This window comes from Infirmifilum sp. (genome assembly GCF_049970975.1).
Lineage (GTDB): Archaea > Thermoproteota > Thermoprotei > Thermofilales > Thermofilaceae > Thermofilum > Thermofilum uzonense.
This window is the reverse complement of record NZ_JBMFLX010000022.1, coordinates 1-20,303: the sequence shown is the minus strand read 5'-3', so window position 1 is coordinate 20,303 and position 20,303 is coordinate 1. Positions and strand designations below refer to the sequence as shown.

Annotated in this window: 24 protein-coding genes and 1 pseudogene; 19 read left to right on the top strand and 6 right to left on the bottom strand. The window is 47.8% G+C overall.

Features of this window, described 5'->3' with window-relative positions; genetic code table 11:
* Positions 1-232 precede the first annotated feature (232 nt).
* Together ACP5KC_RS05080 and dph2 are read left to right on the top strand one after the other, a co-directional pair.
* The gene (locus ACP5KC_RS05080; protein WP_428286920.1) at positions 233-1,342 is read left to right on the top strand and encodes a radical SAM protein; all 1,110 of its coding nucleotides are present in this window, start codon (positions 233-235) and stop codon (positions 1,340-1,342) included.
* 12 nt (positions 1,343-1,354) lie between these two features.
* Positions 1,355-2,380: a diphthamide biosynthesis enzyme Dph2 gene (gene dph2, locus ACP5KC_RS05075; protein ID WP_052884265.1), complete on the top strand. Its 1,026-nt coding sequence runs from the start codon at positions 1,355-1,357 to the stop codon at positions 2,378-2,380.
* On the opposite strand, the gene ACP5KC_RS05070 is transcribed toward dph2, so the two are convergent.
* Positions 2,326-3,207 (bottom strand): TIM barrel protein, encoded by an 882-nt coding sequence (locus ACP5KC_RS05070; RefSeq protein ID WP_424740256.1) that lies wholly within the window; start codon positions 3,205-3,207, stop codon positions 2,326-2,328. The two genes, dph2 and ACP5KC_RS05070, sit on opposite strands and share 55 nt — an antisense overlap.
* A 162-nt stretch (positions 3,208-3,369) precedes the next feature.
* Between ACP5KC_RS05070 and ACP5KC_RS05065 the strand changes: the two genes are divergently transcribed.
* The 7 genes from ACP5KC_RS05065 (at position 3,370) to ACP5KC_RS05035 (ending at position 8,833) form a co-directional block, all read left to right on the top strand.
* Positions 3,370-4,509, top strand: a complete 1,140-nt coding sequence (locus tag ACP5KC_RS05065) for a PhoH family protein (RefSeq protein ID WP_052884264.1) — start codon at positions 3,370-3,372, stop codon at positions 4,507-4,509.
* 5 nt (positions 4,510-4,514) lie between these two features.
* Positions 4,515-6,425, top strand: a complete 1,911-nt coding sequence (locus ACP5KC_RS05060; protein WP_273433086.1) for a type IA DNA topoisomerase — start codon at positions 4,515-4,517, stop codon at positions 6,423-6,425.
* A gap of 26 nt (positions 6,426-6,451) precedes the next feature.
* Complete coding sequence (locus ACP5KC_RS05055; protein ID WP_052884262.1) at positions 6,452-7,177, top strand: ERCC4 domain-containing protein; 726 nt, start codon at positions 6,452-6,454, stop codon at positions 7,175-7,177.
* Positions 7,161-7,466: a metal-sulfur cluster assembly factor gene (locus ACP5KC_RS05050; protein WP_052884261.1), complete on the top strand. Its 306-nt coding sequence runs from the start codon at positions 7,161-7,163 to the stop codon at positions 7,464-7,466. The genes ACP5KC_RS05055 and ACP5KC_RS05050 overlap by 17 nt, the downstream gene beginning before the upstream one ends.
* Positions 7,415-8,026 (top strand): methyltransferase, encoded by a 612-nt coding sequence (locus ACP5KC_RS05045; RefSeq protein WP_273433084.1) that lies wholly within the window; start codon positions 7,415-7,417, stop codon positions 8,024-8,026. Before ACP5KC_RS05050 ends, ACP5KC_RS05045 begins: the two co-directional genes overlap by 52 nt.
* A 13-nt stretch (positions 8,027-8,039) precedes the next feature.
* On the top strand, positions 8,040-8,513 hold the full coding sequence (locus tag ACP5KC_RS05040) for a pyruvoyl-dependent arginine decarboxylase (protein WP_191118431.1): 474 nt from the start codon (positions 8,040-8,042) through the stop codon (positions 8,511-8,513).
* 80 nt (positions 8,514-8,593) lie between these two features.
* Entirely contained in the window at positions 8,594-8,833 is a 240-nt protein-coding gene (locus ACP5KC_RS05035) for an Lrp/AsnC ligand binding domain-containing protein (protein ID WP_052884258.1), read from the top strand.
* Between the two features lie 109 nt (positions 8,834-8,942).
* Here ACP5KC_RS05035 and ACP5KC_RS05030 read toward each other — a convergent pair whose 3' ends face one another.
* From ACP5KC_RS05030 to ACP5KC_RS05020, 3 genes are all read right to left on the bottom strand, one after another.
* Entirely contained in the window at positions 8,943-9,824 is an 882-nt protein-coding gene (locus ACP5KC_RS05030) for a hypothetical protein (protein ID WP_273433081.1), read from the bottom strand.
* A 150-nt stretch (positions 9,825-9,974) separates the two neighbouring features.
* Positions 9,975-10,514 (bottom strand): hypothetical protein, encoded by a 540-nt coding sequence (locus ACP5KC_RS05025; protein WP_273433080.1) that lies wholly within the window; start codon positions 10,512-10,514, stop codon positions 9,975-9,977.
* Positions 10,515-10,581: 67 nt separating this feature from the next.
* On the bottom strand, positions 10,582-11,208 hold the full coding sequence (locus tag ACP5KC_RS05020) for a CPBP family glutamic-type intramembrane protease (RefSeq protein ID WP_424740243.1): 627 nt from the start codon (positions 11,206-11,208) through the stop codon (positions 10,582-10,584).
* Positions 11,209-11,260: 52 nt separating this feature from the next.
* On the opposite strand from ACP5KC_RS05020, the gene ACP5KC_RS05015 reads away from it, so the two are divergent.
* Positions 11,261-11,629, top strand: a complete 369-nt coding sequence (locus tag ACP5KC_RS05015) for a hypothetical protein (protein WP_273433564.1) — start codon at positions 11,261-11,263, stop codon at positions 11,627-11,629.
* A gap of 32 nt (positions 11,630-11,661) precedes the next feature.
* Here ACP5KC_RS05015 and ACP5KC_RS05010 read toward each other — a convergent pair whose 3' ends face one another.
* A complete protein-coding gene (locus tag ACP5KC_RS05010; protein ID WP_428286919.1) occupies positions 11,662-12,954 on the bottom strand; it encodes a hydroxymethylglutaryl-CoA reductase, degradative in 1,293 nt (430 codons plus the stop codon).
* A 62-nt stretch (positions 12,955-13,016) separates the two neighbouring features.
* On the opposite strand from ACP5KC_RS05010, the gene ACP5KC_RS05005 reads away from it, so the two are divergent.
* On the top strand, positions 13,017-13,805 hold the full coding sequence (locus ACP5KC_RS05005; RefSeq protein ID WP_273433562.1) for a metallophosphoesterase: 789 nt from the start codon (positions 13,017-13,019) through the stop codon (positions 13,803-13,805).
* A 1-nt stretch (position 13,806) separates the two neighbouring features.
* Here ACP5KC_RS05005 and ACP5KC_RS05000 read toward each other — a convergent pair whose 3' ends face one another.
* Positions 13,807-14,061: a YhbY family RNA-binding protein gene (locus ACP5KC_RS05000; protein WP_191118428.1), complete on the bottom strand. Its 255-nt coding sequence runs from the start codon at positions 14,059-14,061 to the stop codon at positions 13,807-13,809.
* 98 nt (positions 14,062-14,159) lie between these two features.
* On the opposite strand from ACP5KC_RS05000, the gene ACP5KC_RS04995 reads away from it, so the two are divergent.
* From ACP5KC_RS04995 to ACP5KC_RS04960, 8 genes and pseudogenes are all read left to right on the top strand, one after another.
* Positions 14,160-14,357: a MoaD/ThiS family protein gene (locus ACP5KC_RS04995; RefSeq protein ID WP_428286918.1), complete on the top strand. Its 198-nt coding sequence runs from the start codon at positions 14,160-14,162 to the stop codon at positions 14,355-14,357.
* Between the two features lie 20 nt (positions 14,358-14,377).
* Positions 14,378-14,431: pseudogene (locus ACP5KC_RS04990) on the top strand (hypothetical protein); the annotation flags it as partial.
* Complete coding sequence (locus tag ACP5KC_RS04985) at positions 14,411-15,349, top strand: TIGR00269 family protein (protein ID WP_428286921.1); 939 nt, start codon at positions 14,411-14,413, stop codon at positions 15,347-15,349. The pseudogene ACP5KC_RS04990 and the gene ACP5KC_RS04985, both read left to right, overlap by 21 nt.
* A 106-nt stretch (positions 15,350-15,455) precedes the next feature.
* Positions 15,456-16,262 carry a hypothetical protein gene (locus tag ACP5KC_RS04980; protein WP_428286917.1) on the top strand — a complete coding sequence of 269 codons (807 nt, stop codon included), beginning with the start codon at positions 15,456-15,458 and terminating at the stop codon, positions 16,260-16,262.
* A gap of 54 nt (positions 16,263-16,316) precedes the next feature.
* A complete protein-coding gene (locus ACP5KC_RS04975; RefSeq protein WP_428286916.1) occupies positions 16,317-16,829 on the top strand; it encodes a hypothetical protein in 513 nt (170 codons plus the stop codon).
* A gap of 73 nt (positions 16,830-16,902) precedes the next feature.
* Positions 16,903-18,159: a hypothetical protein gene (locus ACP5KC_RS04970; RefSeq protein ID WP_428286915.1), complete on the top strand. Its 1,257-nt coding sequence runs from the start codon at positions 16,903-16,905 to the stop codon at positions 18,157-18,159.
* Positions 18,156-18,689, top strand: coding sequence for a hypothetical protein (locus ACP5KC_RS04965; RefSeq protein WP_428286914.1), 534 nt, complete (start codon positions 18,156-18,158; stop codon positions 18,687-18,689). The genes ACP5KC_RS04970 and ACP5KC_RS04965 overlap by 4 nt, the downstream gene beginning before the upstream one ends.
* Before the next feature lie 5 nt (positions 18,690-18,694).
* A partial coding sequence (locus ACP5KC_RS04960; protein ID WP_428286913.1) for a hypothetical protein occupies positions 18,695-20,303 on the top strand: 1,609 nt, incomplete at its 3' end.

The window sequence follows — 20,303 nt, the reverse complement described above, 5'->3', positions numbered from 1 at the left end:
ATGCTCAGGAAGCTCGAGGAGCAAAGGAGCATGCTTGAAGGCCTCCTGGAGGGATAAAACCTTTCCTAGTTTTAAGGGCTTATGTGCTTGCAGCTCCTGTGATAGTTTAAAAATTCCTTGTTGAATGCTCCATCATAATCGTAAGGAAAGGTCAGGTGGCAAAAAGCTCAGGATGTCGCTTCAAGGCTCCACGACTTAACCTTTTATACTAAGATATCCACTATTCCTTGAAATGGGTCTAGTCGAGTATCTACGGCCCGACGCGCTTACTGTATGGCTAAACGAGGAAGTTAGGCACAGGCTAAGCCACTACTACGCGGTCTTGAAGGGGGAGAGACCTGCAAAATATCGTGTAGCGAAGAGGGTTAAGGCGGATTTTGAACTTAGGATGACTTTAGAAGAGCTCTACGAAGTTCATCAGCTCGTCTCTAAAGAGTTTCAAGAAGAATACCTTGATCTTCTCGATAGAAAAGTTGAGTTGTCGTCGAAGATCCCCGAGAAATCCTACCTGGACTTAAAGATTGAAATACTGAGAAGAATTATAGCTAAGTGTCATCTCTGTGAGTGGCGTTGCGGAGTAGATAGGGCCTCCGGCATGAAAGGGGTTTGCGGGCTTGACTCGAGGGTTAGAGTGGCCTCCGCCTTCCTCCACATGGGTGAAGAGGCCCCCTTGGTCCCTTCGGGGACGATATTCTTCACGGGCTGCAGCTTCAAGTGTGTTTTCTGCCAGAACTGGGATATCTCGACGAAGCCCGAGAATGGTGTTGAGGTTTCGCCGGAGGAGCTTGCTGAGATCGCGGTTCAACTCTATCTACGGGGGGCTAGGAACATCAATTACGTGGGTGGGAATCCAGACCAGCAGGCTCACGTAATTGTAGAGTCGCTAAAATACATGGACGTAGACGTCCCCTTGCTTTGGAACTCGAATATGTACATGACCATGGAGCTGCTAGAGATATTATACGACTTGATAGACATATGGCTTCCAGACCTCAAGTACGGAAATAACGAGTGTGCCCGTAGACTTTCACGAGTGCCAAGATACTTTGAAGTTGTAACGAGAAACATCAAGTATGTCTGTGACAGGGGAGGAGACATCATCATTAGACACCTAGTACTTCCCGGTCACGTAAAATGCTGTACGAGACCGGTCCTAGAATGGGTATCCAAGAATTGCCCCCGCTCTCTCGTCAATCTCATGGAACAGTACCGGCCCGACCATTTAGTCGCGCGCGAGCCTAACAGGTGGCCCGAGATAGCCAGGAGGCCAAGCGCTGAAGAGCTAGAAGAGGCGTATAGATATGCCGATGAGCTGGGCATTTGCTGGCGACCAGTCAGTTAAGGGCGGTTCACGATGAATGTAAACGGCTACGAGATTGATGAAAGAGAAATAGAGAGATGGGTTAAAAGAAACACTCTAAGGAGAATCCTGGTACAAGCCCCAGACGGCCTCAAGAGCGTTGCTCTAGGAGTCATTGACTATCTCGAGAGTCTAGGTATGAGTGCACTCTTATCAGCTGATCATACCTGGGGAGGCTGCGACCTAGCGTTAGATGAGGCCAAGTCTGTAGGGGCTGATGGTATTATACACATAGGTCATCACGGTCCCGTATGGTTTAAGCCTCCGGAAAACCCTCCCATACTATTCATCCCAGCTTATTCTATAGTTGATCCTACACACGTATTTGAAAAGCTATTGGATGAGCTGGAGAGGAACGGTGTAAAGTCCATAGGGCTTGCCACGACGATACAGCATATCACATGGCTCACCAGCCTGAAGGAAACTGCTAGAAAACGTGGGTTCACCGTTGAAACTGGACGTTACGCGGGTTTTGAGGGGCTCGTGGTGGGTTGTGACTATTCTTCTCTTGGTACAGGTAAAAGCGATGCGATAGTGGTTGTTGCAGGCGGGTCTTTCCACGCGTTAGGAGCAGCCATCTGGTCAGGCCTGCCCACCTGGGGGCTTGACCCCTACACGGGGGTCTACAGGCGGGTAGAGTTGAAGAGTGTTCTAGCTTCCAGGCTCTACGCACTCTCCAGGGCCATGGATGCATCAAGTTTCCTGTTGATAGTCTCGGTGAAGCCGGGACAGAAGAGGATGGAAATAGCGATGAGGGTTAAAGAGGCGTTAAAACGGAGAGGCAGGAAAGCGATCATAGCTGTTTTCAACGACCTGTCTAGGGAGAAGATTGAAAACCTTGGTGTATTCGACGCATATATCAATACGGCTTGTCCCCGACTGGTTATAGATGATCCCGAGATTTTTCCAGGCCCCTCACTAAATATCGGAGAATTAAAATATGTTTTACAGGGCTCTCTAGAGGGCTACTCATTAAGAGACTCTCTTTTCCTTGACTTGCGTTTCCTTGAAGACCCATAAAAGAGATCTCGTAGCAGGATAGCATCGCCTTCAAGGTTTGGGCTTTCAGATATGATAACCCCCTTTACATTAAATTCTTTAAGGGCTTTAACGAGCAGCTTGTAATCCAGATCGGCTTCTTGAAGGTTGAGATGCCTGATTTCACCCTTTTCACCGTACTCTATTCCCGAGACATGTATATGCATGTTCTCTAATCCTTCTCTCCCAAGCTTCTCCTCGATAAGTTCCAGTATTCGGGTAATATCCTGGTACTGTTTAAAGGCTCCCTTTCCACGCGCGTGAAGGTGTGCAAAGTCAACCACGGGTAGAACCATCTCGAGCTCCAGGCTCAGATCAAGTATTTCTTCGAGAGAGCCGTACTGTGAGGGCTTTCCGGTTGTCTCTGGTCTAACCCATATCTCGATCCCCTCATCTTTCAATGTCTTAACGATTACCTTCACTCTCTCCTTCATCACTTCATGCGTTTTCTTATTGTCTAGGTTGCCATAGTATCCTGCATGAAAACAAACGCTCCATGCCCCAGCTTTGTAACCTATCCTGGCAGACTCAACGACGCGCTCGATACTGGCCTTAACCTTGCCCCCGTCATCACTGTTAAGGTTTACATAATAAGGGGCATGTACGGTCAGGACGACTCCTAGTTGTGTAGCAGCACTTTTAACGTCTAGTGCGCTCTTCTCGTTAAGGAATATCTTCCTTACAAACTCTATCTCCATCGCGTCGAGACCAAGCCTTTTAACTTCAGCGATACCCTCTATAACACCTCCCTTCTTTACAGTCGTCGGCATGCCTGCCGGGCCGAAATACACACGCTCAGGCCTCCAAATAACCATGAATATACCAATGGAATGTTAGCGTTTATCGCGTTTATATCTTTACTTTTCGTTTAATTTGAGATCAAAGAGGGATGCGCTCTAAGCGGGCCTTGTCACGGTTGAGATAAGAACATATTTTTAAAAGCTGGGGTGTTTTTTCCAGAAGGATCTGAGATGTCTGTGAAGGAGTTTCAGCCCGCGACTCAGAAACAGAAGCTCCTCTACAATGCATTAGATAATAGGGAAGTCGACCTCCTAGGTGTTTTTGGCCCAAGCGGCACTGGGAAGAGCTTTGTAGTGCTTCTATACGCCGTTAACGCGCTCCTCGAAGGGAAGTTTAAGCGTGTAGTCGTTGCAAGACCTTTAGTTAGCTTACTGCAATACCGTGTATTCAACTCGGTTGAGCTTGGAAAGCTCTACTATGAGCTGGCCTCATCTTATCTCTATGACATAGTTACTGGTCATGTTGACGAAAAAAGCCTACAGGATCTCGTATCCAGCGGGAGGCTCATTTTCATTGATCCAGGCTTTCTGACAGGTAGAACCTTCGACGATACCCTTGTCTTTCTAGACGACGTCCAGTTTCTTGATTCCTCGATACTTCCAGAGGCCCTAATCCGGATGGGCTCTAACTCTAAGCTAGTTATAGCAGGGGATCCTGTTCTTCAAATTTTAACCGGGAATGAACGCAATACCGCTATTATAGCCAGGGAGCTGCTTCTAGGAGAGGAGAGGGCACTTGTAATCGATTTCGGAGTGGAAGACATTGTGAGGCCGGGTTCAAAGAGAGGGTTCAGGCTTGCACTAGAGACGAGACTTAGGAGACGCCAACTAAGAGAGGAGGAGGTTAGGGTTAAAAGTATTCTATTGTCTCATGCACCTGATGCGGATATAATTAGCGTCGTATGGCTTCACGATCTTAAGGAGAAATACTCCTGTAAGACTTCTCCTGATGTACTTGTAATAGTAAAGGAAAACTCCCTGAGTAGGTTGATCGGGAGGAAGGGTGAGAGGATAAATAAAGCACAGGAAGAAGCCGGGGTACAGATAAGAGCTATCGAGCTCACCAACGACCTATCAAGTATAGTTAAGGCCATCCACCCTGTGGGTTGGATACACAAGCACATCGTAAAGGTGGAGCTAGCTGGGGGCGAACTGGAGGTATACGTCAACCCAGACGAGTACGGAGCCTTTGTGGGCAAAAGCGGCGCTTACGTGCGTTTCCTGGACGATGGACTAAAGAGGATGCTTGGGATAGGGGTAAGAGGAAGGCACGCCGAGCCCCCTAAGACGGAGGAGAAAAAGAGGAAGTAGCCTTAATGCCCTACGATGCCGTTATTGTTGCTGAAAAGCCTGCTGTTGCCCTCGCTTTTGCACGTTATTTAGCCGAGACGGGTTACAAAACAGTTTACGTAGATGGTGTTAAGGCTTTTTTGTTCCGCTATAAGGGTGGAGATTACCTCTCAATAGGACTAGTTGGGCATGTCTTAGACTTTGACTTTCCCCGCGAGTACAACAAATGGGACTCGGTCGAGCCGAAACAACTCTTTTTTGTGAACCCGATCTGGGTGGTGCGTGAAGGCTCTTACAAGTACGTCAAGGCCTTAAAAACGTTAGCAAATCAGACATCCACCGTTATCTTAGCACTCGATGCCGATGTCGAGGGAGAAGGGATAGCCTTCGAGGTCATAAAAATAATGAGCCAGGTCAACCCATCACTTGAGTTTAAACGAGTCTGGTTTTCGGCAGTCACAAAAAGTGATATTTTGGCGGCTGTAAACAAGCCGCGAGCCCCCAACGAGCTCTGGGCAAAAAAAGTCTTCGCTAGGATGATGCTTGATTTGACAATCGGTGCCTCGTTTACCCGCCTCCTCACACTATCAGTCCAGAGGCGTAAGTCCCAACTACCTTCCGGAAAGTTTCTGAGTTATGGACCTTGTCAAACGCCAGTCCTTTATCTTGTTGTCAAGCGGGAACTAGAACGTGAACAGTATAAAAAGAAGAAGTACTATGTTCTCATTGCAGAGCTTGAGGTTGACGGTGAGATATTCTCGGCATCAGTAAATCTAGGTGAAGATAAGGAGAAAGCGATAAAAATATACGAGAAGCTTAAGGAGGTAAAACATGCTACAGTCACTAGTGCTGAAGCGGTTATAGTGGACGTTAACCCTCCTATTCCTTTGAATACCATCGACTTCGAGAGTCGTGCATCATCCTTCCTCAATATAAGGCCTAAGGAGGCTTTGGCAATAGCTGAAAAGCTCTATCAGTACGGCTACATATCCTATCCGAGAACTGAGACCACAATATATCCTCCAACCTTGAATCTCAACACTTTAGCCAGCATGTTCACGAACTGGGAAGATGCAGGTTGGTATGTGTCTAAGCTCCTCACAAAAGGTTTTACTCCTACGCATGGGAGGGAGGATGACAAGGCTCATCCACCTATACATCCTACAAGAGCGGCTACGAGAACACAACTGGAGAGACATATGGGCTCTAAAGCCTGGCTCATATACGAGCTCGTTGCACGCCACTTTATCGCGACACTTAGCGAGAAGGCCCAAGTCGAAAGGCAGAAGATCTTGGTGAGCTTGGCTGGTGTCGAGCTCCAAGCTGAAGGTAGACGTATAGTCTACCCGGGGTTCTACTATGTTTACCCCTATGCGAAGCCCGAGGAGAAGCCTCTCCCCTACCTAGTTGAAGGCGATGTGCTGGACGTGAGGAACATAAAGCTGGAAGAGAGGACCACGCAGCCACCACCCTATCTGAGTGAAAGCGAGCTCCTCGCCCTCATGAAGCGGTACGGTATTGGCACGGATGCTACGATGCAGGATCATATACACACCAATATCGAGAGGAAGTACTTCGTTGTGCGTCAGAAAAGGTGTATTCCAACTCCACTGGGCAGAACGCTTATTGTATCGCTTCTCGAGGTGGAGCCGAGGCTTGTTTTACCTGAGATAAGAGGGAGAATGGAGGCCCAGCTTGCACGCATAGCGACCGGTGAGAGAGATCCGTCAGAAGTTGTCGACGAAATGAAGCAACTGTTCTTAGAATACTACGAGAACCTGGCCTCGAAGATCGATTATGTTTCCGAGAAGCTTCTACCAGTTATAGCTGAGGTCTACAGACAGGCGTCTGAGGATAAGTCCCGTAAAAATTCACGGAATAGAACTAATCATAGGAGGACTTTTTCTCGATATTTGAGGAAAAAAGGTCAGAAATAAATCTGTGAATATCAGATGATACGAACATGGAGGTTATCATAGATGACCGAGAGAGGAGGTCGCCTGTAATACCAGAGCTTGCAAGGCTAGGTGTAAGATTCGAGTTTAAGAGGCTTGACATCGCCGACTACGATATATCTGGAACCTATGGGATTGAACGGAAAACAGCTGGAGACTTCCTAGACTCAATATTAGACAAGAGGATATTTGAGCAGTCAAGATATCTCAAACAGGCCTATCCTATCCCCTTAATCATTGTTGAAGGCTCTCTATCTCAAGAGACAAAATACCGGGGTATTTCACTTAATCAGGCTTACGGAGCCATACTAGCTTTAGCTGAAAGAGGTGTTTCAGTGATAACGACGGGGGGTCCTCACGAAACAGCACTCTTCATCTACATAACTTCTAAGCGTGTCGAGAGGAAGGGTTCTCATTATGTCCCTCCGGTTAAAAGAATCGTAAAAGTGAATACGAGCATACCTGTGGCTCAGATAAACCTGATTGCCTCCTTACCCGGCATAAGCCACGAGCTGGCAGAGAGGATACTAAGCGAGTTTAAAACTCCAAGGAAGTTTTTTACAGCAACCGCAGCCGAGTTGAGGAAGGTGCCTGGACTAGGTCCAAAAAAGATCCAGAAGATTCTCGCGGTTCTAGATACCATTTATGTCTCGGCCAAGACCTTATCGGAGAGCGAAAAGCCTATTAACTCAGGCTCGGATATGACAAGGGGATATAATGAGTACGATAACTAAGGAGGCAGTTATTGAGGCACTGAAAGAGGTTTACGATCCAGAGATACCCTTCAACGTTGTGGACTTAGGACTCATATATGGTGTCGAAATCGAGGGTAAAAAAGTTAAAATCAGGATGACGTTGACCGCGGTCGGGTGCCCGCTCTCCTATTTTCTAGTCGAAATGGTTAAGGATGTTGTAAAAGAGAAGGTTCCAGGCATCGAAGAAGTAGAAGTCGACCTGGTGTTTGACCCGCCATGGACTCCGGACCGCATGAATCCAGAGGTCAGGAAGCTTCTGGGTCTCTAATAGCATACATTTACGAGGGCGAGGTTTATCCCCCATCAGAGGACACTTTTTTCCTGGCGGATTACCTGGAACAACTCGGCCCTATAGATGTAGTTCTCGAAGTAGGATTTGGTAACGGCTACCTTACAAGGCTTCTGGCTAAGAAGGCGGACTATGTTGTTGGTAGTGATATCTCTCTCAGGGCGGCTATGAACTTGATAAAAAGGCTAAGGGAAGAGTCTATTGGAAACGTTGACATCTTAGTATCGGACTCAGTATCAGTCTTTAGAAAGAAATGCTTCGAGCTAATAGTCTCTAATCCTCCATATCTTCCATGCGATTACGAGAAGGAGCCCATGTGGTGCGGGGGAGCGAATGGAATAGAGTTTTCGCTTAGACTTGCAAGGGAAAGCATGGAGCACTTAATGAAAAATGGTTCATTAGTCTTTCTAGTCTCGTCTTTGTCAAATTTTCGAATTTTGATCCAAGAGTTAAAGAAATTTTATAAACGGCTCCTTGTTGTAAAAACGAAGCACATCTCGCTGTTTGAAAAACTTTTTATTATTCAATGTGTCCGTTGACAGGTCTGCATATATGATAATACCAAGAAAATACTTCGTAGTCAAAGGAAAAGGCTTAAGCAAGATATCAGAACTAATGGCGTTCAATAACGCACTCCGAAACGCAGGAATACACAACGTAAACCTTGTACCCGTATCCTCTATACTCCCTCCAGGCATAGAGGAAGAACCCCCCCACCCCCTACCCCCTGGCTCCGTGGTCTTCGTAGTTATGAGTGAGCGCAGGCTTAAAGGTCCCGCGAAAATAAGCACCGGACTCTCGTGGGCGCACGGAAAGCCCCACGGTTACGTGATAGAATTTCATACGGGGGACTCGAACTCTTATACACACGCAAGGCTAGAGGAGATGTGGGAAGAAATACGACTTGAGAGAAACCTTGTCATAGAGAGACCCCGGTATCTAACAGAAGAACTAGAAGTGCCCGAGGGGTTTTATGGAAGTGTAGTTGTAGCATTAGTTTTCAGCGAAATAGATTTTTTAAAATAAAGGGAACCCATAAAATTAACCATCAACTAAACGCGTAAATTTTTATAATTCCTTCTGAGTTATGTAAAATTGACTTCGAAATGAGTGAGAAGATAACCGTATACATACTTGTAAACACACAGGTTGGCAAGGAGGACGAGGTCCTCAAAGCTATTAGAAGCATGGAATTCGTGGAGGAAGCCTACGTCGTCTATGGAGAGTTTGACATTATTGCGAAACTTAAACTGCCCGCGCTCGAACTTCTCGAGCAAGCTGTATCGAATATTAGAAAGATGGGAGGGGTAACGAAGACTTCAACTTTAATAACTTCCTCTAGATAGTAATCTAGGGGATGAGGAACGCGTTGGTGTATGATGCTGGATGAGTATCAACGGGCGTGCTGACCCCTTTTTTCTCCCATTTCTCCAATAGTATAGAGAAATGTATTCTTCATGGGAAAATATTGAATAACATAATGGTTGCGAGGTAAGCTATCACTGAAAGCGTAACGGGAAGCGGGAGAGCGGGCATAAACCTTCTTTTTCTCAACATTAATAATGTGAGTAGAAAGCCGGCCAGGAGCATTAGAGAGGCTAAACTCCAGCGAATCAGTGAAGGTGAGGGATACAAGAGGAAGAGCGGTGACAACATGGAGTATATAAGGACATCTCCCATCCCTAATGCCAGGCCACCAATATAAACCACGGCTCCTCTCAGACTACTAGGAGGTTCCTGCCGAGCGCTCTCACCGCTCACTGTGCTTTCAAGAATCCTCCTTAAGGGGCCTCTAAACACGGAGTAGAGATCGTATGCAGCTAGCGTGACGGCTATCGATAAGATGCTCCAAGGAGGCAAGACCGCGTAAAACAAGGCTCCAGCCATGGAACCGTACAGCATTAAGAGAAGGTTAAGTAAGACTAAACTGAAAGGTCTTAGAATCAGAATTGCCGTCAGGAGGGGGATTCCAATGGCCAGTAGCTCACGCCATTGCTCAAAGCCTGGCGGGAAGGGTGCTACGAGCTCTAAGATGAGCTCCAGGATCCCCCAGAAAGAGAAAAGAATGGATCCGGCCATGATTACGGGTAGTACATGTGTTCTTCTAGACCTAATAATCACCATAATGATTAGAGTTCCGATAAGAACAAGCCCCAGGAATACTACGCTATTAATTAGAACAGACCCTACACTGTTCTCGGATGCGAATGGTAATCCAAGATAGCCGAGATCTAGTGTTGAGAGGATGGATCCAAAATACGCTGAGAGCAAGAGAATAACTCCGACAGATAGTAGGCTTAAGGCCACGACTCTTTGGTCTAAGATTCGCTCTGCCATTCTATTACATCCATTCACCTCACATGAACCGATACATAATAAACATGTCTCTTATGTCCTCGCCATGGTTGTACATATAGCATTACCCTAGGAAAGCCTTATTGTACAGCCAGTCCATTATCACCCTTTGACAATGTAAAGTTGCTCGCGTCAGGCTGGTACCCTTAAACGGACTTTTATCTCCTTAAAGACAAGCCAGGAAATTCCCATACTTACAAGCGTATGAATCAGATTGAATACAGCCGTGTAAACGTAAAGGAGGTAAACACCTCCAGCCATTTTAACAGCATAATCTAGAAAGTTGGGGAACAGGAAGGTGAAATAAGCCCAGTTTGCAAAGCTCATCGCAAAGATGCGGGTTACGGCTCCACCAGCGAACTCAAGTGTAATGCTCTTCATAATCTTCCTGAACAAGCGCGCCCCGATTAACATGGAGATGACAGCTGAATACTTTAAGAGGGCTCCTACAGGCTCTGCCCCTCTAGCGAGTAAACCTAAGAGGTGTAGTGTTTCTGCTGCCAATCCCCACCTAAGACCGGCAAGGAAGTATAGGATAGTGACGGGGATTTCTGCGAGGTCGAATTTCAAGTAGGGCAGCACGGGATACGGTAGCTCTAGCTTTAACATTGAGAAGCTTAACGCTAGTGAGGCCATAAGGGCTGTTAGTGCTACTCCTTGTGTCTTCTGCATATGTCCCCGAAGAGGAATATATGTAAATTTATTAACATTATCTGAACAAAAAATAACTGTAGAAAATTTATTTTATCAGGTTAAAATGTAAAAAGAACAATAAGATTGCGATAATCATAAGGTCTGCAGCGAATAACATAGCTACTTTTACAACGTCGAATCCTAGTAAAAGGTTGATTCCCATAAGGTTGTATCCCACATGCAGAACTGAAGAAGCCATGAATCCCTTTTTCTCTGCTATCAGTCCCGCCGAAAATCCGAAGGAAAAGTAATGCGGTGCTAGAAGCGCAGTGTTGACGAGGAAAACAGGATCAGTTACGTTTAGATGCGAGTACATAAATACAAGCGCCTGTAATGGAAGACCCAGCCGATAGAGAAGGAACCCTCTGAAGAAAACTTCCTCGGTGACTGCTGCAACAAAGGAGAACGCGTAGACGTAGACAGGCTGAAACTGAATCCTGTAATAGGGTAATAATGGGACATGCCATAGAACCGCTAGCAAGAATAACACAGGCAGGTCTTTTAGGCTCGAGGTTGAGGGGTTTTCACGTCTCCATAGGAACGCAAAATACGAGTATATCAGTAGAAGAAGATAAGCTGTTGCGGCAAGACTTAGATTCACCAAAATAAAATACGCTAGGAGGATTGGAACCCATAAATTAGCCATGAAATTTGAGGGGCAAAATTGCTTCATAGGGACAGGTAAAGCACGACACACTTATTTAGCCTTAGCCACTTATTAATACGTGGAAACGTTTATCTCGCAACTGAAAGCAAGACAAGACCAACTCTCAAAGCTTAAGCTAGACGTTCTCAGGGCTCTAATAGCCTTTGGCGGTGCCATATGGTTTTCAGAACTTCTGGACGCGATAAACCGCCTTCACCTCGGAGAAGCTTCTCCGGTGGATCAACGTGAACTTCTGAAAGCGGTGGAAGAGCTGGAAAAACAAAATCTTGTGAAAGCTGAAAGGAAAATTAGGGCCAGCGATAAGTCAGGCGGGGTCAAAGATATTCTCATAACGTTATTAAGTGAGGAGGTGCGGCTAAGCCTCTCCTCAGACGAGGTGCTCAACAAGTATTATCTTAGCTTGAGCGAGATCTTCGAGAAGAGTTAAGAATGTATTAGAAGAAAAAGAGAAATGTCTCTCTATTTTTTATCAGCGACCCCCTCCTTTGAGAGCTTTTCCACAAGCTCCTGGGCATATGCAAAATTAATCTTGCCCTCTGATACCATTATCTCAACAACCTTATCTACTAAATCCCCTGAGGCTCCGGCCATGATTGCGAGGTTTCTCGCGTGTAGCCTCATATGACCCCTCTGGATCCCCTCCGTAGCTAAAGCCCGCAATGCTGCAAAGTTCTGGGCGAGGCCCACGGCACCCATAACCTCTGCCAGTTCGTTGGCACTCTTGACTCCAAGGATTTTCAATGCGACCTTTGCCACAGGGTGCACTTTTGTTGCACCCCCGATGGTGCCTACTGCCATTGGCATCTCAAGGCTTCCAACTAGGTTCCCGTCAGAGTCTTTTTCCCATCTTGAGAGGGGCTCGTATCTGCCGTTTCTTGCTGCATACGCGTGGGCTCCGGCTTCAATGGCACGGTGGTCCTGCGCGGTTGCGAGGGCAACGGCTATAACACCATTCATTATACCCTTATTATGCGTGGCAGCCCTGTAGGGGTCTGCGGCTGCAAACGCCCATGCGTTGACAATGCCATCGACGACTTCTTCTCCGCCTATATCTTCCTTGTAGACCTTAACATAGCTGCGGACAAGTCTTTTGTCAGCGAGGTTTGAAATGATCCTGAGTAAGACCCTTCCTCCAGTTATTCTTTCAATTAATGGTGAGACTTTTTCAGCCATGGTATTAACTGCGTTGGCCCCCATGGCATCTTTAACGTCCACTATAAGGTGAACTATAAGCATGGGGCCAGTGGAATGCTCCACTACTCGAGCCTCTACGTCCCTCGCGCCTCCACCTGCCTTTACGAGTGCAGGATCTACCTCGTTTGCCTTGGAGAGTATCTCGTCCTTATGCTCTAGGACAAGCATGCGCTTATACCATGGGTCAGACAGACCCACGACTTGTATCTGTCCTATCATTAAGCTTCCAGTGGTGATTGATCTTATCCCACCGTTCCTCCGCATAACTCGCGCCGCATTACTAGCGGCCGCGACGACGCTGGCCTCCTCTATGACCATTGGAACAAGGTAGTCCTTCCCGTTTATCAGAAAATTCACGGCTACTGCTAGTGGGTAGCTCATAGCTCCAATCACGTTCTCAATCATTGAATCGGCTATCTTGGGGTCGAGGTTCCCGAAGTTCTTGAGGAGCCTAACCTCGTCCTCAGTTAAACCTGCAAAATCAGCGACTATCTTCAACCTCTCTTCAATACTCCTCTTATAAAACTCTGGGATTCGGGATGTTTTCGTACTGCTCATCGTTCAATCATAAAGCGTATATGATATAAATATGTCTTCATCCAATAGGAAGGGGTTATGTGTTGGCGGATGCATCTAGCTTGCCCCGTCTAAAACTTTCAAGGAACCTTGAACTGGTCGGGCTAGGACTATATATCTCAGATGAAGATACACTTTTGATCGCAGATCTACACATAGGATACGAGGAGGCCTTATCCGAGGACGGGATTTTTATTCCCCCTGTTCAGACCGCCGAGATGCGCGCCCTCATATCACGAATGGTAAGGGAGACGGGTGCATCGAAGCTCGTCCTCCTAGGTGACATTAAGCATGAGTTTGGGGATGTGACGAGGCAGGAGTGGCGTGAAACAAGCGAGTTATTAAGTTTTCTCACAGAGGAGCTGAGACTGAGTGTGAGCGTGGTGCGCGGGAACCATGATAATTACCTTATACCCATCCTGAAGAAGATGAACATCTCCCTATACGACCCTCATGCGACCGTAGGGTCGTCATTACTTATACACGGCCACAAACCGTTACCCGTGGAGGGTTTTGCGGAGAGTGTCAAGCTTATAGTGATGGGGCACGAGCACCCAGCCATAGTTTTACGAGACGAACTAGGAGCCAAGGTGAAACTCAAGGTGTTCCTTGACGGCGAATACATGGGGAAGAGAGTAATCGTCCTGCCAGCGCTTAGCCCCCTCATGCCCGGAACAGAGGTCAATGTTGAGAGAAAGCTCCTATCCCCCCTGCTACGGGAAGCTAGAGTCGACGACTTCAGGGTCTACGCGGTTGACATCGAGGCAGGAATCTATGATTTCGGGCTTATAAAGCATTTAAGATTAGTTAGCAGTACGCCTTCCGAGCTATAAGCTACCCTCTTCTCTTTTTCAGGGCTATGACATAACCTCTTATCCCGACAACCTCCGCATTGAGCCTCTGTGAGAGAATAATAGCGACCTCTTCTCGAGTATAACCATAGGCTTCCCTGAAGTTTTTCAGCAATCGAATCTTCACGACTCCACGAGCCCTAAGAACGTTTTCGACCTCCTTGATAATCTTCTCGTCTATGCCGTTTTTCCCTATGTTTATTGTAACTACTGTCGGATCTTGAAAAATGCTTGACAAGCACAGCACCTTTACACACTCCCCGAAAAACTCATCTTTAACCTTAACGCCTTTCTGTATGGCTATTAAGCATGGCGGGAGAATGTAATGGCTTCAAAGTGCGAGTAGACAAGTTTGGACGCGAGTACTTTGAAGTCTGTGTAAGTAAGGGAGCTACGGTAAGAGACCTTCTTAGGATTCTAGGATTATCCGAGAGTGAGGTTGTAGTGGCTCTTAACGGTGAAGTTGTTGCTGAGGACGAGGAGCTCGGACCAGACGTACATGTAAAGATACACTCTGTGGTTTCGGGTGGTTAGAGACGGCTAAGTGTGCTGTATGCGGTGCCAAGGCAGTTGCATATGTACCCTACCTGGGAGAATATCTTTGCAGGGAACACTTCATAGAGTATTTTGAGAGAAGGGTCTATGAGACAATAAGACACTTCCAACTTATCGAAGAGGGAGACAGGGTAGCTGTAGCTGTGAGCGGGGGAAAAGACAGTTTAACGACACTCTACCTGCTCACCAAGTTCTCGAAAGAGTTGAAATCAGAGGTATTCGGAGTCGCTGTCGACGAGGGCATAGCAGGCTATCGTGAATACAAGCTTCAAGCCCTCTCAAAGCTCGCAAACGATCTCGGGGTCAAGATATTCATAGGACGTTTTAAGGACTACTTTGACATGACTCTGGATGAAGCGGTTGAAAGGCTCAGAGGTAAGGGGATGAAGATTAAGCCGTGTAGCGTCTGCGGAGTTTTCAGGAGGTTCATCATGAATAAGATGGCGCGCGAACTTGGTGCCACCAAGCTAGCTACGGGCCATAATCTCGATGACGAGGTTCAAGTCTTCGTAATGAATGCGCTGAAAGCACACATTGAAGGCGTTGAGCGGGAGGGAATTAATTCAAGGACAACAGGGGAAGGACTTGTACCACGAATAAAGCCCCTTTACCTAATAACTGAAAAGGAGGTTCTGACATACACCCTCCTAAAAGGAATACATACCCCCTTCGTGGAATGCCCGTACATTGTTTATGCGCTTAGACATCCTATAAGGCACTGGATAAACCACGTCGAAGACGAGACTCCGAGCTTCAAATACAAGGTTCTAGCGCTCAAAGAGTTAACTCGCAAGCTGCTCCCAAAACCCCTTGAGGGTGCGCAGAGGTGCTTGGTGTGCGGGGAGCCATCATCTAGACCTGTCTGTAAGGCTTGTCTATTTAGAGCCTACCTCGACAAGGACTTTGAACAAAGGCTCATACAGAAAATATCTCTATATGAAGCCTCTAAGAGGCTGAAGAGTGATTTCTGAAAATTTTATTTTAGGAGCTTTATACAATATCTCCAGTCTTGATCAGGCATTTAAAAGGGACTAAAATGATTTGTACTAGTGGTGCTATATCAGAACGTGTGGGTTCATGATGAGACGTGGTTCACGCGTCGTTAAGGGGATATCGCCAGTAATAGCTACTGTGATACTGACGAGCATTATGCTCACGATAATATCCGTAGCCCTGTTTTACTCTACCTCCCTCATAGATATGAACAGGCAAACAATGGAGTACGAGTATGCAAAGGAGCAGCTAACATATGCAGCCTCTGCACTGGAACAGGTAGCTTTCGGGACTGGAGGAGCAAGGTACATCAGGTTCAGCCTAACCTCCACGCGGCTTTCATTCCTCAACTCAGGCCAGACATTACGCGTCACCGTTACTCCAGGATCCCTAAAAATTTACGAGGACACCCCCCTATACCTGCAGGTCTGCGGGGGGCCACTCGTAACGACAAGTCAGAGGCTCATATACCCTGAAACAGGCAGCCTCGAACAAGAACTCTCAAAGCTCGTAGTTGGGGCCGGAGAGCCCATCGTGATAGTCTACGAGAACTTTTCAGGAGCAGCATGCTCCTACCTAGTGCCACGGCTTAGAGCATTTTTCAGCGGGCAGATCAACGTAACGGTGAACGGGGTGCTTAAGAGGTACAACTACTACACTCTGCATATAGTTAAGCTCAAATTCGGGAGACTGGGAGGCACCGGAACTATTCCGGTGGTTTTCCGCAGCGTCAACATGACCGTCAACGAATACCGCTTTGATAACACCAATACTCTAACCCTAACCATAACTAGAGGCAGTGCAAGTCAGACTGTAACTCTAACAGGCCCACCCTCAGATGGCTCAGTGCTAGTCGTGAAGATAGCTCTCGTCGACATAAGCACGTCCTAACCGAATACCTTTTAAGAATCCTTTCGCATATAAATTTTCAAGGTTAACAACGCAATGCCTAGCCCGGTAATCTCTCACATTATAGGGACTATAGCCGTACTTCAGGCCGTAGTTGTAATGCTAGCCGTTTTCAGCTTCGTCAGCTTCGTATTCAACATGAGAACGCAAAACCTGATGCTTGGAGAGGTCGCTGAGAGCGCTGCCAGAGAGGTTGTAGAGCTCATCTCCGTCTACACTCTCGGCGGAAACTCTACCAGTTACATGTTCCTCTCCCTGCCAGACACTCTTGGAGGACAGCCCTACATGCTAACAATCGGTGAGAGCTCACAGAACGTACTAAACATTACTGCAAGGCTGCAGATTTACAGTCAGGTTCGAGTGGTCGTCACGCCCAACTTTGGAAGAAACCCTGTTCATGCAGTGAGAGGTACGAGAATCATAGGAGCACTCAAAATCTCCGATAGCCTTTACATGCCTCTACCCCCGGGGTTTAAACCCATTGTAGTCGCGTTTAGAGATGGCGACTCCATTCTAGTAGGCTTCTCGTCTGTCCGAGTTCCTCCGTAGAAACCATTCATGAAGCGGGGTTATTGAACGTAAAGGTATTAATATGGAATAGCGGGTGTTATACTGAAGCTTTATGGAGGCTACCCTGGAGTACCTCGCGGTTGGTCTCCTCATAATAGTACTCGTGGCCGTATCCTATCATATGGTCGAGGCAGCAACATCTACCCTAGCAACAACCTACGAGGAGCAACTTTACACTATAGCCGAGAGAACCATGGACAAGATTGTCTTGACGCCGGGCTACCCCGAGGACTGGGGTACAAACATAAACGTCACCCCAGACACCCTGCAGGACTTCGGCCTCTCACTTTACGGGACGCGAACCCCATACACAGTGGATCCCGACAAGGTCATGAGGCTCGCAAACCTCTCAACCCTCCCAAACCCACTCCTGCTAAACACGACAAGGCTAGCCCAGCTCCTCAACCTCCAGGACTACGGCTTCAGGCTCAGGATACGCCCCATGCTTGTCGTGAATATTACCGTATTAGACTATACACCTATAAATAATCTCAAATTCGCCTCCAAGTTCAGGGTCACAGTCAGCAACTACTACGGCCTCGGGATACCCAACGTGAACGTAACCGGCATGTACGTCATTTTGAGAGTACAGCCAGGAACCGGGAACCAGGGCGACCTAGAGCTAAAGACAATCTTCACCAAATCCAACCTCACCGACCCTCTAGGACAGTGTATCCTCGACTACACACCCGACCTTCAAGCATACTCCGCTGATGCTAAGCTTGACGTGTGGTTCTATGCCCTCCTCATAGTCCGCGCCGAATGGCAGGGCTTGGTGAGCATTGCCGGCTATGCCACTACAGCACAGGGCGGAGTCCCGGCCCAAGGGTATATCATTGGCAACTACGTCTTCGTGGACAAGGGGCTTAACATAACGACCGTATCGAATAATGGGCAGAACTCAGGTGCTGTTCTCGTAAAGGATGAGCTTCTCCAGGCGGTTCCAGAGTACCAGGAGTTACTAAACTTCACAACAGTTACCTGGTGTAGGGATGCGACTGGGGCATTCAGGAGTAACGATCCACTCTGCAACAATGCCGGCAAAGTTCTGCCCAGTGCTCAAAAATGGTACCTTATAGGGTACATTAAATACGTTGAGCCACTGTCCAGCCACATCTTCGTGTTTGCACAGTTCAGGGGCAACCCCGTGGCTATCGTGATAAGCCGGCTACCCAACATCGACATAGCATACGGCGGCACAGGGGCTGTTCCCGCGAACTCGGTGTCCCTGAGGCGCATGTGCACACTATACAACTACCCGTATATAGTAGAGCTGACGATATGGAGGCGTGTTGAGGGTTTCCCGTGATATATTTGCTGAGAAAACTTTCAAGAGGCAAGCGCGAAAAAGGACAGGTTAGGATAATAGAGGCGATACTCGCAACATTCATGGTTGTCTCTGTGATAATGCTTGTCATGGCCTTTACCCGGCCTTTAAAAAGTGTTTATGTTAGAGAGACGGCGGATCTAAGGCGTCTTGCCTACAACCTCCTAAACACCCTGGCGGACAACATGGTATTTGAGAAAACAATCTCATCGATGCCTCAAGGCTCGCCACAGGCAGGCAACGAGTGTATGCTGTATAACCTGGGCTTCACGGCTAGCGCTAGCCTACCGCCAGGCTTGTTGTTCAAAATGGATGTCTATAAGGTAGAGTTTAACTTGACTACGGGAAGCTCTACACTCAAATGGATAGGCTGTGCCTCTAATTACGACTGGAAGAACATAAGACTAGTAGAATCGGAACCGATAATATATACATATGTCTGTACAGGCGATCCTGACAGCGTCAGGGGGACAACGCTTCTTATACACCTCGTCATCGGTTATTCAGGGTGACATGCATGACTAAACGTAGAGCCCAGATGGTGGTCGCTGCGGTTCTCATAATTGGTCTACTGGTGATGTCCATCCTCGTAACCGTATACGAGGCCCACACGCTTTTCCTAACTACTAGAAGCCCAGTGGTACGGGAGACGGTAGGCGCTATAACAGCCGACTTTAAAAGAGCTATCGCGGCCATGCTAGCCTTAGCCACAAGGGCTTACTTTAACTACTCTGAGTTCACAGATTTCACTGACAGGTTTGGAGGCTTCGGCGTGTCCGCGTATAACAGACACAACTTTACGGTGGCGAGGATAGCCGCCAAAACCTACCTCGAGTACTGGAGGCAGTCCATAATGAAGGCGTACGGCGAGTACGGTGCCCAAGTATCCTACCAACTCTTAGAGCTGAACCTGTCCCAGGAACTAGGGAGACCCAGGAGTGTAAATAACCTTATGAAGGGCTACTGGTACCTCCCGGTCTCTGGGAGCTATGCGTACGCCAAGCTCAAGCTGAACCTAACGGCGCTAGGATTCTACAACTGGGAGAGCGATGTATTTGTCGGGCTGACCGTGACGGTATACAGGAATCCCGTCAGCGTCACGGCCTCCAACGTCACGATAATATTAAATGTCCGTCAAGACGGGGACCTCGACTATTCAAGAAACCCGCCGAGCGTCCGTGGCGCTCCCTACGGTAGGCTCATCACAAGCGGATGGGTCCGCATCTACTACCCAGAGAAGGACGCCCAAGGCAGGTACACAGGCGCCTGGAGGCAGGCGAGAATCAAGGACATAACCTACGGAGGCATGGGCAACTATTCGATAACATTCGAGCCAGCAGTAGATGTTCTGACTGACCCGCTAACGAAGGAGCAGTACGTGCCAATCATGGTTGTTGTCTCGGACGAGAGAGGAATAATCGTGGAAGCCTCCACCTACAAGTATATAGTCTTCTCGATACAGAGGAACACCCCTGATACGCTTGTCTACTACGACTCTTCAGGGCAAAAGCAGACGCTCAACAGGCCGAGCGATATAAGTAACGAGGTCTACACGCTCGAGATGAGTAGCAACCTGTCCTTCTACTGGCTGAACACTAAGCTGCAAATAGACCCAAAGCTAAAGCTGCCCCCCTTCCCATATATTCCCATCAAACAGATAAGGGTCAACGTCTCCCTCGATGGCACCAATGCCACCCTATTCGAGAGGCCTATCCAATACGAGAACTGGACAACCACCATATGGAGGCTAGCAAACATTCCTGTTAACCTGCCGGTAGGACTTTCCGACCCCCAGATGGACTTCGTAAGGGGAGACAAGTACAACACGAGGCTTGTCTTCCAGGTGAAATTCCCGTCAACTTCCATCAAGCAGCAGCTGGTAGCACTCTGGTGGCTGGACGACCTCGACGCGCAGCCCGCAGCTTACCCCACCCAGATAAGGTACTACAGGAACTCTACACACAAGGACATCTGGCACCCGCTCTACGATGTCGAGCTCGTCGACCAGGAGCACCCCCAGTCTAGAGGTTACCTCGACTATGAAGGCGTCGCTGCTGCTGTGCTACGCGACCCTCAAACAGACTTTGCTTTTGGCCCCTACAACCTCCATGCTTTCGACACATACG

Bases quoted from the DNA above. Each gene is read 5' to 3' on its own strand.
- ACP5KC_RS05030 (WP_273433081.1), bottom strand. From the start codon at position 9,824: ATGGCAGAGCGAATCTTAGACCAAAGAGTCGTGGCCTTAAGCCTACTA.
- ACP5KC_RS04980 (WP_428286917.1), top strand. From the start codon at position 15,456: ATGATGAGACGTGGTTCACGCGTCGTTAAGGGGATATCGCCAGTAATA.
- ACP5KC_RS05055 (WP_052884262.1), top strand. From the start codon at position 6,452: ATGGAGGTTATCATAGATGACCGAGAGAGGAGGTCGCCTGTAATACCA.
- ACP5KC_RS05060 (WP_273433086.1), top strand. From the start codon at position 4,515: ATGCCCTACGATGCCGTTATTGTTGCTGAAAAGCCTGCTGTTGCCCTC.
- ACP5KC_RS05010 (WP_428286919.1), bottom strand. From the start codon at position 12,954: ATGAGCAGTACGAAAACATCCCGAATCCCAGAGTTTTATAAGAGGAGT.
- ACP5KC_RS05045 (WP_273433084.1), top strand. From the start codon at position 7,415: ATGGACTCCGGACCGCATGAATCCAGAGGTCAGGAAGCTTCTGGGTCT.
- ACP5KC_RS05065 (WP_052884264.1), top strand. From the start codon at position 3,370: ATGTCTGTGAAGGAGTTTCAGCCCGCGACTCAGAAACAGAAGCTCCTC.
- dph2 (WP_052884265.1), top strand. From the start codon at position 1,355: ATGAATGTAAACGGCTACGAGATTGATGAAAGAGAAATAGAGAGATGG.
- ACP5KC_RS05035 (WP_052884258.1), top strand. From the start codon at position 8,594: ATGAGTGAGAAGATAACCGTATACATACTTGTAAACACACAGGTTGGC.
- ACP5KC_RS04975 (WP_428286916.1), top strand. From the start codon at position 16,317: ATGCCTAGCCCGGTAATCTCTCACATTATAGGGACTATAGCCGTACTT.
- ACP5KC_RS05040 (WP_191118431.1), top strand. From the start codon at position 8,040: ATGATAATACCAAGAAAATACTTCGTAGTCAAAGGAAAAGGCTTAAGC.
- ACP5KC_RS05025 (WP_273433080.1), bottom strand. From the start codon at position 10,514: ATGCAGAAGACACAAGGAGTAGCACTAACAGCCCTTATGGCCTCACTA.
- ACP5KC_RS05020 (WP_424740243.1), bottom strand. From the start codon at position 11,208: ATGAAGCAATTTTGCCCCTCAAATTTCATGGCTAATTTATGGGTTCCA.
- ACP5KC_RS05050 (WP_052884261.1), top strand. From the start codon at position 7,161: ATGAGTACGATAACTAAGGAGGCAGTTATTGAGGCACTGAAAGAGGTT.
- ACP5KC_RS05080 (WP_428286920.1), top strand. From the start codon at position 233: ATGGGTCTAGTCGAGTATCTACGGCCCGACGCGCTTACTGTATGGCTA.
- ACP5KC_RS04970 (WP_428286915.1), top strand. From the start codon at position 16,903: ATGGAGGCTACCCTGGAGTACCTCGCGGTTGGTCTCCTCATAATAGTA.